Here is a 13,306-nt window from a genome sequence, read left to right as displayed (position 1 = left end):
CCATGCTACGTATCGCTAAAGAAGCACTGACGTTTGACGACGTCCTCCTCGTTCCCGCTCACTCCACCGTTCTGCCGAATACTGCCGATCTCAGCACGCAGTTGACGAAAACCATTCGCCTGAACATTCCTATGCTCTCTGCGGCAATGGACACCGTGACTGAAGCGCGCCTGGCGATTGCCCTGGCACAGGAAGGTGGCATCGGCTTTATTCACAAAAACATGTCTATCGAGCGTCAGGCCGAAGAAGTTAGCCGCGTGAAGAAACATGAATCCGGCATCGTGTCCGATCCACAGACCGTACTGCCAACCACCACGCTGCACGAAGTGAAAGCCCTGACCGAGCGTAACGGCTTTGCCGGTTATCCGGTTGTGACCGAAGATAACGAACTGGTAGGCATCATCACCGGTCGCGACGTGCGCTTTGTGACCGATTTGAACCAGCCTGTCAGCGTGTATATGACGCCGAAAGAGCGTCTGGTCACCGTGCGTGAAGGTGAAACCCGCGACGTGGTGCTGGCGAAAATGCACGAAAAACGCGTTGAAAAAGCGCTGGTGGTCGACAGCAATTTTCACCTGCGCGGCATGATCACCGTTAAAGATTTCCAGAAAGCAGAACGTAAACCGAATGCCTGTAAAGACGAGCGTGGACGCCTGCGCGTTGGTGCTGCAGTTGGCGCGGGTGCGGGCAACGAAGAGCGCGTTGATGCGCTGGTTGCGGCGGGCGTTGACGTGCTGCTGATTGACTCCTCACACGGCCACTCTGAAGGCGTTTTACAGCGTATCCGTGAAACCCGTGCGAAATACCCGGACCTGCAGATCATCGGCGGTAACGTTGCGACGGGCGCTGGCGCTCGCGCGCTGGCGGAAGCCGGTTGCAGCGCAGTCAAAGTCGGTATCGGCCCTGGCTCTATTTGTACAACGCGTATCGTGACCGGCGTGGGTGTTCCACAGATTACCGCCGTGTCCGATGCGGTTGAAGCGCTGGAAGGCACCGGTATTCCGGTTATCGCTGACGGCGGTATCCGCTTCTCTGGTGACATCGCCAAAGCCATCGCCGCTGGCGCTGCTGCCGTGATGGTGGGCTCCATGCTGGCCGGTACGGAAGAATCTCCGGGTGAAATCGAGCTCTACCAGGGCCGTTCTTACAAATCTTACCGTGGTATGGGTTCCCTGGGCGCGATGTCCAAAGGTTCTTCTGATCGTTACTTCCAGACCGATAACGCTGCTGACAAACTGGTACCGGAAGGTATCGAAGGCCGCGTGGCTTATAAAGGCCGTCTGAAAGAGATCATCCACCAGCAGATGGGCGGCCTGCGCTCCTGTATGGGTCTGACCGGCTGTGGTACCATTGACCTGCTGCGTACCAAAGCGGAATTCGTACGCATCAGCGGTGCGGGTATCCAGGAGAGCCACGTGCACGACGTGACGATCACCAAAGAGTCCCCGAACTACCGTCTGGGATCATGATTTTCTTCGCCCGACCTCGTGTCGGGCGATTTATTTAATCTGTTTCACTTGCCTCGGAATTAGCGTCAATGACGGAAAACATTCATAAACATCGCATCCTCATCCTCGATTTTGGTTCTCAGTACACTCAGCTGGTGGCGCGTCGCGTGCGTGAACTGGGCGTTTACTGTGAACTGTGGGCGTGGGATGTTACGGAAGCACAGATTCGCGAATTCAACCCAAGCGGCATCATCCTGTCCGGCGGCCCGGAAAGCACCACCGAAGACAACAGCCCGCGCGCGCCGCAGTACGTGTTTGAAGCGGGTGTGCCGGTGTTCGGCGTGTGCTACGGTATGCAGACCATGGCGATGCAGCTGGGCGGCCACGTTGAAGGATCAAACGAGCGTGAGTTTGGCTACGCACAGGTCGAAGTCGTCAACGACAGCGCGCTGGTGCGCGGTATCGAAGACTCCCTGACCGCAGACGGCAAACCGCTGCTGGACGTGTGGATGAGCCACGGCGACAAAGTCACCGCTATCCCGTCTGACTTCGTCACCGTTGCCAGCACCGAAAGCTGCCCGTTCGCGATCATGGCGAACGAAGAAAAACGCTTCTACGGCGTACAGTTCCACCCGGAAGTAACCCACACCCGTCAGGGGATGCGCATGCTGGAGCGCTTCGTGCGTGATATCTGCCAGTGTGAAGCCCTGTGGACCCCGGCAAAAATCATCGACGACGCCGTTGAGCGTATCCGCCAGCAGGTTGGCGATGACAAAGTGATCCTCGGCCTTTCCGGCGGCGTTGACTCCTCCGTCACCGCAATGCTGCTGCACCGCGCCATCGGCAAAAACCTGACCTGCGTCTTCGTGGACAACGGTCTGCTGCGTCTGAACGAAGCCCAGCAGGTCATGGACATGTTCGGTGACCACTTCGGTCTGAACATCGTTCACGTGGAAGGCGAGCAGCGCTTCCTGGACGCGCTGAAAGGCGAGAACGATCCGGAAGCGAAACGTAAAATCATCGGCCGCGTCTTCGTGGAAGTGTTCGACGAAGAAGCGCTGAAGCTGGAAGACGTCAAGTGGCTGGCGCAGGGCACCATCTACCCGGACGTGATTGAATCCGCGGCTTCCGCAACCGGTAAAGCACACGTCATCAAATCTCACCACAACGTGGGCGGCCTGCCGAAAGAGATGAAGATGGGGCTGGTTGAACCGCTGCGCGAGCTGTTCAAAGACGAAGTACGTAAGATCGGCCTGGAGCTGGGTCTGCCATACGACATGCTCTACCGTCATCCGTTCCCTGGGCCTGGTCTGGGTGTGCGCGTGCTGGGCGAAGTGAAGAAAGAGTACTGCGACCTGCTGCGTCGTGCGGACGCGATCTTCATTGAAGAGCTGCACAAAGCTGACCTGTACAATAAAGTGAGCCAGGCGTTCACCGTGTTCCTGCCGGTTCGCTCTGTTGGCGTTATGGGCGATGGTCGTAAATACGACTGGGTTGTCTCCCTGCGCGCGGTAGAAACCATCGACTTTATGACCGCGCACTGGGCACACCTGCCGTATGACTTCCTGGGCCGCGTGTCTAACCGCATCATCAACGAAGTGAACGGTATTTCCCGCGTGGTGTATGACATCAGTGGTAAGCCACCGGCTACCATTGAGTGGGAATAATTCCCCTTCGTAATCAGCAAATCTAACCCTCTGTTATGCAGAGGGTTTTTTGTATCCGGAACGATAAAAAAACGCTACATATCCGCTGTATTAACGTTCGGATGTGTCAACATTCAGGCTGGTTTGTTGCGACTGGATTTTATCCTGGTGGTGATACCAGGCACCAATGGAGGAATAAACGAAGCGGCCAAAGAAAAACAGGAAACTGATAAGCAGTATAATGCGGGTCATCCGCGTGTTAAATCGATGTCGTTTGTGCATACGCGAGGCCTGACTCACTGTTTTTTTCCTGGGCATACCCTTTTGGGCGATACGGATATTAAGGCACAGCGGGAAGAGAGGGTCAATTCGGTGATGTGTAAAAAATCGTCAACCCTGACATTGGTTAATGATATCGAACATAAAATATACATTTACGACATTGATAATAAGGAGAAAGTTACCTCTAAAAATTGCAAGAAAGCATTATTCAAATAAATTAGTTTGATTTATGTCAACGGTTTCCCGGCGACGTTCCTTAAAATCCTTCCTCCACGATGTTTGCTCCGCGCTTTGCCGGGCGGCATATACGTCAGGTTGGATGCCTGTCTTCACTCACCCTCTGGAGCGAAAGGGGTTTAACCGGGCATCTATGAAAATTCTTCACTTCCTGAAACGAAATAAAGACCGCTGGTGGGCACTTCCCCTTATCGTGCCCGTTGTTTTGCTGCCCGTGTTTAGCATGGTGAATACCTATACTCAACTGGGTGACGGCATCGTAACGCTCTATTATCTGCCGCTCTCTTTCCTGCTTGCCCTGATGTCGTTTTTTGGGCTGGAGGCGATTCCAGGGATCGTCTTGTCGCTCTTTTTCCGGTACGCCTCATCAGTTGGACTGTTTGAAACCTGTGCTGGCATCCTTCATTTTCTTGTCCCTCTGGTGCTCAGTTGGGGCGGTTATCGCGTGTTCGCTCCCAGACGCAATATGACCGCGTACGGGGATGTGCGCCTGATGGCACAGCGTCTTTTCTGGCAGGCTTTCTGCCCAGCAACGCTGTTTCTGGTGCTGTTTCAGTTTGCGGTCTATCTCGGCGTTTATGAGAGCCGCCAGAGCCTGGCAGGGTTGAATCCACTTAATATTCGCACCCTTATCAACTATCAGGCACTGCTGGTGAGCGGGCTGACGGGCGTGCCGCTGTGCTACCTGCTGATCCGCCTGATTCGCCATCCCCGCTATATCAAAGGCTTAATTTCACAGATCCGCGCGCAGATAGACAAAAAAGTGACGCTGGTGGAGTTTCTGCTGTGGACGATGGTTCTGGCGGTGCTGCTGTCGTTATTGCTGGTTCCGATGAATGAAAACAGCTCTATTTTCAGCACCAACTACACGCTGTCATTACTGATGCCGGTGATGTTGTGGGGGGCAATGCGCTTTGGCTATAAGCTGATGTCGATTATCTGGACGCCCGTCCTGCTACTGGCGATCCACTATTTTTACCACTATATCCCGTTGCGGCCGGGCTATGACATTCAACTGGCGATTACGTCATCCAGTTATCTGGTCTTTTCATTTGTCGTGATTTACATGTCGATGCTGGCGACGCGTCAGCGGGCGATAAATATTCGCTCCCGCAGACTGGCGCTTCTCGACCCGGTGGTGCATATGCCGAACCTGCGGGCGCTGTCTCGCGCGCTTGCAAAAACACCCTGGTCGGCGCTCTGTTTGCTGCGCATTCCCGAACTGGAGGTGCTGGGCAGAAACTATGGTGTTCTGCTGCGCATCCAGTACAAACAGCAACTGGCGCAATGGATCAATGACACGCTGCAGCCTGACGAATGTGTTTATCATCTGACCGGGTGTGATCTCGCCGTCCGGCTCAATTCCGAGTCGCATCAGCAGCGCATCGATACGCTGGATGCGCATATCAAGCAGTTCCGTTTTGTCTGGGACGGAATGCCGTTGCAACCACAGGTCGGCGTGAGCTACTGCTATGTGCGCTCGCCGGTTAACCATCTTTATCTGGTTTTGGGTGAACTGGGTGTGATTGCGGATCTGTCGCTCTCGACCAACCACCCGGAAAACCTTCAGCAACGGGGAGCCGTTCATTTACAGCGCAGCCTCAAAGATAAAGTCGCGATGATGAATCGCCTGCAGACGGCGCTGGAGCAGAATGCGTTTACCCTGATGGTACAGCCGGTTCGGGGCCTGCGGGGCGATTGCTATCACGAGGTACTGCTGCGCATGCCGGATGAGAACGGCATACTGCTCTCTCCGGAGCAATTCCTGCCCGTTGCGCAGGAGTTTGGGCTGTCGTCCCGTGTCGACCTGTGGGTGCTGGAACGCACATTGAGCTTCCTGTCCAGGCACCGTGAGCGGCTACCGGGGCAGCGTTTTGCGATAAAGCTCGCTCCCTCAACCGTATGCCGGGCGCAATTCCCGCTCGACGTGAGTCGCCTGTTAGCAAAATATTCCGTCGAAGCGTGGCAGCTGATATTCGAAGTCACCGAAACGAGTACGTGTTGCAATGCTGAGCTGGCGGTACAGACTTTAAGGCAATTGCAAAAAATGGGCGTGCGCATTGCGATTGATGATTTCGGAACCGGCTACGCAAGCTATGCGCGGTTAAAGAGCGTGGATGCCGACATTCTGAAGATTGATGGCAGTTTTATCCGTAACATTGTCAGCAACAGTCTGGATTATCAGATTGTGGCGTCTATATGCCATCTGGCGCGGATGAAGAAAATGCTGGTGGTGGCGGAGTACGTAGAAACGGAAGAGATACATAGCGCGGTGCTCGCGCTAGGTATCGATTATGTGCAGGGCTGCCTGATCGGAGAGCCGGTTGAGCTTGAGTCACTGGCTGAAGCAGAGACGCCGCAGGTGAGCGCCTGAGCCATTATGCTGCGACGTCTGAACTCTCTTCTTCAATCTTCAGCAGCCAGCCGGTGACCGCTTCCCAGTACTGTTGCTCTTTTTCCAGATCCAACAGGACCAGCGCATTCTGGCTAAACCAGTCGCGCGGGAAGCTCAGCGTCCAGTGGTGGTCATCCGTTTTGAGTTTCAGCGTTGGCGGCGTGGTGGTGGCCTGACGCTGATTATTCAGTAACACACCCAGGCGCAGCAACTGAATGAGCGGCAGGAACTGCTTTTTCTTGAACAGCGTAAAGCGCGGCAGATCGTCGAGCTTGATGGCTTTGCGATGATAACGCACCAGCGTCGCCATCATGGTCTGCTGTTCCTGATTGAAGCCCGGCAAATCGCTGTTTTGCAGAATGTATGCTGAATGGCGGTGCATCCCGCTGTGGTTAATGTTGAGCCCCACTTCATGCAGCATCGCGGCCCATTTTAGCAAGGCGGCAAGCTGCGGGTGCGCCAGTTTAGGGTTCTGTTCCTGCCACTGATCGTACATCTGAACCGTGGTTTCCAGCACCCGCTTTGCCTGCTCGCGGTCGATGTTGTACTGGTTTGCCAGGCTTTGTGCGGTGCGGCTGCGAATATCCTGATGACGGAAGCGACCTTCCATTTCGTACAGCACGCCTTCGCGCAGAGCGCCGTCAGAGAGGCGCAGCTCTTTAATCGCCAGCGCATCAAAGACGCCGCACAGGATCGCGAGACCCGGCACAAACACCGCTTTACGTTCATCCGAAAGACCTGGCAGGCTCAGGGCGTCGAAGCTCTTGTGTTTAAGCACTTCTTCGGTGAGCATGACCAGACGCTCAGGCGTAATAAATCCGTCTTTTTCGCCCATCTCCAGCAGCACTTCGTGCGCCGCTTTAATCGACCCCGAGGCACCCAGCGCGACGTTCCAGCCCTGAATACGGTACTGCCACGCCAGATTTTCCAGTTTCTGGATCGCGGCCATGCGCGCGCGCTGGAAGTTTTCGCGGGTTATCGTCCCGCCAGGGAAATACATCTGGGCGAAGCTGACGCAGCCCATACGACGGCTTTCCACCAGACGTGGCTCGAAATCTTCACCAATCACCAGCTCCGTAGAGCCACCGCCGATATCAATCACCAGTTTGCGGCCTTTTTCCGGCTGCGTATGTTCCACGCCCATAAAAATCAGGCGCGCCTCTTCGTTACCGGAGATGATCTCAATCGGGTAGGGGATGACCTTTTCCGCGCGTTTAAGAAATTCCGGTGCATTCAATGCCTGGCGCAGCGTATGGGTTCCAACGATACAGACGCTGGAGGGCGAAAAGCCCTGCAGACGTTCCGCAAACAGCGACAGGCAGTTTAACCCGCGCTCCATCGCCTCTTCGCTTAGCATGCTGCGTTCATCCAGACCATCGGCCAGGTGCACGCGCTGCTTCAGACGACCGATGATCTGCATCGCGCCATCCACCTCACGGGCGATGACCATATGGAAACTGTTAGAACCAAGATCGACCGCGGCAAATTCCTGCGGTCGTGGGGCCTTATCATCATTTATCGGCATAGGTTAATCGGGTTGCTCGAGTGATTTGATATAGTCGTAAATCGCCAATTGTGACCGCACTTTACGGCGGTTGCCGCGCGGCACATAGCGGTTACTGAGTTCTTTGTCGATATAGCGTGCTTTCACCGTATCGCTGAATAAAATCTCGATAATATCGAGGATCTGCTGCTTCAGCCGTGGATCAAGCAACGGTGCTGCAACTTCAATTCGGTAATCGATATTGCGCGTCATCCAGTCTGCGGAAGAGAGATACACTCTCTTATCGCCCGCGTTATCGAAAATATAGATGCGATCGTGCTCCAGATAGCGGTCCACGATGCTGATCACGCGAATATTGTCGCTGATGCCTTCCAGCTCCGGGATGAGTGAGCACATACCGCGAATGAGCAAATTGACAGGCACGCCTGAGCTGGAGGCGGCATAAAGTCTGTCCACCAGTCCTTTGTCGACCAGGTTGTTGAGCTTCAGCGTGATGCCGGACGACAGCCCTTTCTGCGCATTGGCGATCTCTTTATCGATCATATCGTACAGCAGGCGGCGCGAGTTCTGCGGTGAAACCAGCAGATAGTCGAAACTCACCGGCCGGTACGGGTTTTCGATAAAGTTAAACACCCGGCGCACTTCGTTGGTGATGCGCGCGTCGGCGGTTAAGAGCGAGTAGTCGGTATAAATTCGCGCGGTTTTCTCGTTAAAGTTACCGGTGCCGATGTGGGCGTAGCGCACCACGTCATCACCCTCTTTACGCGAGATCAGGAACAGCTTGGCGTGAATTTTCAGCCCCGGCGCAGAGAAGATGACGTGTACGCCCGCTTCCGTCAGACGCCGCGCCCAGTGAATATTCGCCTCTTCATCGAATCGCGCCTGTAGCTCAACCACCACGGTGACTTTTTTACCGTTATGCGCGGCGTGGATCATCGCATCGATGATGCGTGAGTCTTTCGCCACGCGGTAGATGTTGATTTTGATGGCCAGCACGTTCGGATCGAACGACGCCTGACGCAACAGTTCCAGCACGTGTTCAAAGGTATGGTACGGATAGTAGAGCAGCACATCGCGCTCGCGGATGGCGTCGAACCCGTTGCGGAACTTATCGAACCAGATATGGCGCAGGCGCGGCAGCGGTTTGTTCACCAGATTGGCTTTGCCGACGTTCGGGAAGCCAATAAAGTCTTTAAAGTTATGGTAACGCCCGCCGGGGATAATTGAGTCGTAGCGGGAGATCGTCAGCTTCTCGCGCAGCATTTCCACCATCGCATCGGGCATATCGCGTTGATAAACGAAACGTACCGGCTCTGCTGTCAGGCGTTGCTTAAGGCTGGATGACATCAGCTCCATCAGGCTGGCTTCCATCTCGTGCACCAGATCATATTCGGCGTCACGGGTCATCTTCATCGAGTAGGCGTTTAACGCATCGTAATCGAAGAAGCCTTTAAAGATGTCGTCCAGGCAGTAGCGAAGAATGTTATCCAGCAGAATCATTGGCTTGCGTCTGCGCGGGGTTTCCGGCGGCAGGTTCACAAAGCGGGGAACTTTATCGGACGGAATTTCCAGCAACGCGTAGCTGATGTTCTCGCCACGAATGATTTCTACCGCCAGGTAGGTGTAATCATCTTTCAGGAACTGCACCAGATCGGTTTCCCGATTGATTAAAATGGGTGTGATGTGCTGGCGCAGATAATGTTTGAAGTAGTGGCGTAGCCAGCTTTGTTGGTTGACGGAAAGCTGACGTTCGTTGATCAGGAAGATTTGGTTACGTGCCATTTCCAGCAGCAACTCATTATAGAGACCATCAAATTCCTGATCGGCTTTCATCACGCGAGACTGTATTTTGCCCAGCAGATGGCGCGAGTGCGAGTTTAAGCCCTGTTCTTCACTGATGATGATTCGACGTTTCAGTTCGGCAAAGCGAACCTTATAGAATTCATCCAGGTTATTGGAATAAATACCTAAAAAACGCATACGTTCGATCAGCGGATTACTTTTGTCAGCCGCTTCCTGAAGTACACGTTCGTTGAATGCTAACCAGCTTAGCTCTTTCTCGATGTATAACTTTTCCTGACCCATTACAGCTCACACTCCAGTTCAATCACAGGACGTGGTAAATCCGTCTCGTCCTTATTATGGCGAGCATTTCCACGATATGTCCAACAGTGCCAGAAAAGTATGACAGTTTTTTTTCTGGGGGATTTTAGGGGGTTGGGGGAGGGCGTGTCGGGTGGCGCTGCGCTTACCCGACCTACAAAACATCGTAGGCCCGCGCAAGCGTAGCGCCGCCGGGCAATTCAAACAGACTACTCTTCGGCTGCATAACCCTGCGGGGGCAACTTCACGCCGTCCAGCCAGGCTGCGCCGTCGCGCATCTCCAGACGTCCGTCAACAAACCAGCTTACCACCAGCGGGTATATGGCGTGCTCCTGCGTCTGTACGCGCTCTGTCACGTCGTCTTCGTTGTCGCCTTCAAAGACCGGCACTTTTGCCTGAAGAATGACGGGGCCACCGTCCAGCTCATCGGTGACAAAGTGTACGGAAGTACCATGCTCTTCGTCGCCGTTTTCCAGCACCTGACGGTGCGTATGCAGACCGGGATATTTTGGCAGAAGGGAAGGGTGGATATTGAGCAGACGTCCGGCATAGTGAGAAACAAATGCCGGGCTCAGAATGCGCATGTACCCGGCCAGCACCACAACGTCCGGGGCGTAGGCATCAATTTCCTGCACCAGCTCGCGGTCAAACGCTTCGCGTCCGGCAAACTGGCTGGCTTCCAGCGCGTGTGCGGGAATGTTCGCTTCCCGCGCACGCTCAAGGCCGAACGCATCGGCCTTGTTGCTGAATACTGCCCGAATGGTGCCATTGATTTTCTTCTGTTTGCAGGCGTCAATTATCGCCTGCAAATTGCTTCCGTTGCCGGAAATGAGCACCACAATGTTTTTCATTCAATGACCACACGCTGTTCGGAATCGGATGCTTTGATAATACCGATTTTCCACGCGTTTTCACCTTTCTCAGTCAGCAGCTTAACCGCTTTATCCGCTTCGCTTGCAGGCAGGGCAATGACCATGCCCACGCCGCAGTTAAAGGTACGGTACATTTCGTGTGAACTCACGTTGCCCGCGCTCTGCAGCCAGTTAAAGACGGAAGGCCACTGCCATGAGGATTCGTCGATCACCGCCTGGGTGTTATCCGGCAGCACGCGCGGAATGTTTTCCCAGAAGCCGCCACCGGTCAGGTGGGCAATGGCGTGAACGTCAACGTTCTCGATAAGCGCCAGAATGTTTTTCACGTAGATACGGGTCGGTGCCAGCAGATGGTCAGCCAGAGGCTTGCCATCAAGTTCGGTGGTCAGTGGGTCACAACCGCTCACCTCAAGGATTTTACGCACCAGGGAATAGCCGTTTGAGTGCGGACCGCTGGAGCCCAGCGCAACCAGCACATCGCCGTCAGCCACTTTGCTGCCGTCGATAATTTCTGATTTTTCTACTACCCCGACGCAGAAACCTGCGACGTCATAATCTTCGCCGTGATACATGCCCGGCATCTCAGCGGTTTCGCCGCCTACCAGTGCGCAGCCAGACTGCAGACAGCCTTCGGCGATGCCGTTAATCACGCTGGCTGCGGTATCCACGTCCAGTTTGCCGGTCGCGTAATAATCAAGGAAGAACAGCGGCTCAGCGCCCTGAACTACCAGGTCGTTCACACACATCGCCACCAGATCGATACCGATCGTGTCGTGACGCTTAAGATCCATCGCCAGGCGCAGTTTGGTGCCTACACCGTCAGTCCCCGAGACCAGAACAGGTTCACGATATTTTTGCGGCAGTGCGCACAGTGCGCCGAATCCACCCAGACCCCCCATCACTTCCGGGCGGCGGGTTTTTTTCACCACACCTTTGATTCGGTCAACCAGCGCATTACCTGCGTCAATATCAACACCGGCATCTTTGTAGCTGAGAGAAGTTTTGTTGGTCACGGCTCAAGTCCCCACGCGATTGCATAGCTAGTAAGAAAAATCGGCGCAATTCTAACAGTCCAGGCAAACGTTTGCGAGCCTATTCTCGGCACGGTGATCTTTTTTTCGTACTGGCCTGTGAATGCAACCAAACTTGACTCTGTTCACGAAAATGAAACCGGTTTCGGTTAACTGCTTGCAACCCGTTCTCCCTTTGCACATCATCAAACTGAAACCGGTTTCTGTAATTGTTTTTGCAGAAAATAACGCAGAATGAGGGAAAGCGAATGTCAGGATTTAAAGCAGATTTTCTGTGGGGCGGTGCTGTTGCTGCGCACCAGCTGGAAGGCGGCTGGAAAGAGGGCGGCAAGGGCGTCAGCGTAGCCGACGTCATGACTGCGGGCGCGCACGGCGTGCCGCGTGAAATCACTAACGGCGTGCTGGAGGGGAAAAATTACCCTAATCATGAAGCCATTGATTTCTATCACCGCTATAAAGAGGACATTCAGCTCTTTGCTGAGATGGGGTTCAAGTGCTTCCGTACCTCCATTGCCTGGACGCGTATTTTCCCAAAAGGCGACGAGCGGGAGCCTAATGAAGCTGGCCTGAAATTTTATGACGACCTGTTCGACGAATGCCTGAAATACGGCATCGAACCGGTTATCACGTTGTCGCATTTCGAGATGCCGTTCCACCTGGTCACCGAGTACGGCGGCTGGCGCAACCGTAAGCTGATCGACTTCTTTGTGCGTTTTGCAAAAGTGGTTTTCGAACGCTATCAGCACAAAGTGAAGTACTGGATGACCTTTAACGAGATCAACAACCAGGCCAACTTCCACGAAGACTTCGCGCCGTTTACCAACTCCGGGCTGAAGTACGCGCCGGGTGAAGACCGCGAGCCGGTGATGTTCCAGGCGGCACACTATGAGCTGGTAGCCAGCGCCCTGGCGGTGAAAGCAGGGCGTGAGATTAACCCGTCGCTGCAGATAGGCTGCATGATTGCCATGTGTCCTATCTATCCGCTGACCTGCGCGCCGGACGACATGATGATGGCGATGAACGCGATGCATCGTCGCTACTGGTTTACCGACGTTCACGTGCGCGGCAAATATCCGCAGCATCTGCTCAACTATTTTGAGCGTCGAGGCTTCGCGCTGGATATCACCGAAGAAGATAAAGCGGCGCTGAAGCAGGGCTGCGTGGATTACATCGGCTTCAGCTATTACATGTCCTTCACCACCAAAGCGACGGCGGATAACCCGCAACTGGATTACGACGAGAGCAAGAGCCTGGTCTCCAACCCGTATGTGCAGAAGTCTGACTGGGGCTGGCAGATTGATCCGGTCGGGCTGCGTTACTCCCTGAACTGGTTCTGGGATCACTATCAGCTGCCGCTGTTTATTGTTGAGAATGGTTTTGGCGCTATCGACGTGCAGGAGAGCGATGGCACGGTGAACGACCAGTACCGCATTGATTATCTGTCTGCGCACATCCGCGAGATGAAAAAAGCGGTGGTGGAAGATGGCGTTGATTTGATGGGCTACACGCCGTGGGGTTGTATCGATCTCGTTTCTGCCGGGACCGGTGAAATGAAAAAGCGCTACGGCTTTATCTTTGTCGATAAAGATAACGAAGGCAACGGCACGCTGAATCGCAGTAAGAAGAAGTCGTTTGACTGGTATAAGCAGGTGATTGCGAGCAACGGCGATAACCTGTAATTGTCGGGTGGCGCTAACGCTTACCCGACCTACACTACACGTAGGCCCGCGTAAGCGTAGCGCCACCGGGCAGAACCTTGCACTTAAGCCGGAGACCTGTCTCCGGTTT

9 protein-coding genes are annotated in these 13,306 nt (G+C 54.4%); 4 read left to right on the top strand and 5 right to left on the bottom strand.

What is annotated here, in order from left to right:
* Window positions 1–2 precede the first annotated feature (2 nt).
* Window positions 3–1,469: an IMP dehydrogenase gene (gene guaB / locus EoCCA6_RS05555; protein WP_152081828.1), complete on the top strand. Its 1,467-nt coding sequence runs from the start codon at window positions 3–5 to the stop codon at window positions 1,467–1,469.
* A gap of 68 nt (window positions 1,470–1,537) precedes the next feature.
* Window positions 1,538–3,115: a glutamine-hydrolyzing GMP synthase gene (gene guaA, locus EoCCA6_RS05550; protein ID WP_152081827.1), complete on the top strand. Its 1,578-nt coding sequence runs from the start codon at window positions 1,538–1,540 to the stop codon at window positions 3,113–3,115.
* A 90-nt stretch (window positions 3,116–3,205) separates the two neighbouring features.
* Here the strand turns inward: guaA and EoCCA6_RS21635 are convergent, their stop codons facing one another.
* Complete coding sequence (locus EoCCA6_RS21635; RefSeq protein ID WP_152081826.1) at window positions 3,206–3,376, bottom strand: YfgG family protein; 171 nt, start codon at window positions 3,374–3,376, stop codon at window positions 3,206–3,208.
* 370 nt (window positions 3,377–3,746) lie between these two features.
* Between EoCCA6_RS21635 and EoCCA6_RS05540 the strand changes: the two genes are divergently transcribed.
* Window positions 3,747–5,987: a sensor domain-containing phosphodiesterase gene (locus tag EoCCA6_RS05540; protein WP_152081825.1), complete on the top strand. Its 2,241-nt coding sequence runs from the start codon at window positions 3,747–3,749 to the stop codon at window positions 5,985–5,987.
* 4 nt (window positions 5,988–5,991) lie between these two features.
* On the opposite strand, the gene ppx is transcribed toward EoCCA6_RS05540, so the two are convergent.
* The 4 genes from ppx to purM all read right to left on the bottom strand — a co-directional run bounded on the left by ppx (window position 5,992) and on the right by purM (window position 11,500).
* The gene (gene ppx, locus EoCCA6_RS05535; RefSeq protein ID WP_152081824.1) at window positions 5,992–7,533 is read right to left on the bottom strand and encodes an exopolyphosphatase; all 1,542 of its coding nucleotides are present in this window, start codon (window positions 7,531–7,533) and stop codon (window positions 5,992–5,994) included.
* 3 nt (window positions 7,534–7,536) lie between these two features.
* Complete coding sequence (gene ppk1, locus EoCCA6_RS05530; protein ID WP_152081823.1) at window positions 7,537–9,597, bottom strand: polyphosphate kinase 1; 2,061 nt, start codon at window positions 9,595–9,597, stop codon at window positions 7,537–7,539.
* Between the two features lie 227 nt (window positions 9,598–9,824).
* Complete coding sequence (gene purN / locus EoCCA6_RS05525; protein ID WP_152081822.1) at window positions 9,825–10,466, bottom strand: phosphoribosylglycinamide formyltransferase; 642 nt, start codon at window positions 10,464–10,466, stop codon at window positions 9,825–9,827.
* Window positions 10,463–11,500, bottom strand: a complete 1,038-nt coding sequence (gene purM, locus EoCCA6_RS05520; protein WP_152081821.1) for a phosphoribosylformylglycinamidine cyclo-ligase — start codon at window positions 11,498–11,500, stop codon at window positions 10,463–10,465. The genes purN and purM overlap by 4 nt, the downstream gene beginning before the upstream one ends.
* A 266-nt stretch (window positions 11,501–11,766) precedes the next feature.
* Between purM and EoCCA6_RS05515 the strand changes: the two genes are divergently transcribed.
* Complete coding sequence (locus EoCCA6_RS05515; RefSeq protein ID WP_152081820.1) at window positions 11,767–13,197, top strand: 6-phospho-beta-glucosidase; 1,431 nt, start codon at window positions 11,767–11,769, stop codon at window positions 13,195–13,197.
* The last annotated feature ends 109 nt before the right edge of the window (window positions 13,198–13,306 follow it).

It is taken from the genome of Enterobacter oligotrophicus (genome assembly GCF_009176645.1).
GTDB lineage: Bacteria > Pseudomonadota > Gammaproteobacteria > Enterobacterales > Enterobacteriaceae > Enterobacter > Enterobacter oligotrophicus.
The sequence above is the reverse complement of the archived record's forward strand: the minus strand, read 5'-3'. Positions and strand labels throughout refer to the sequence as shown.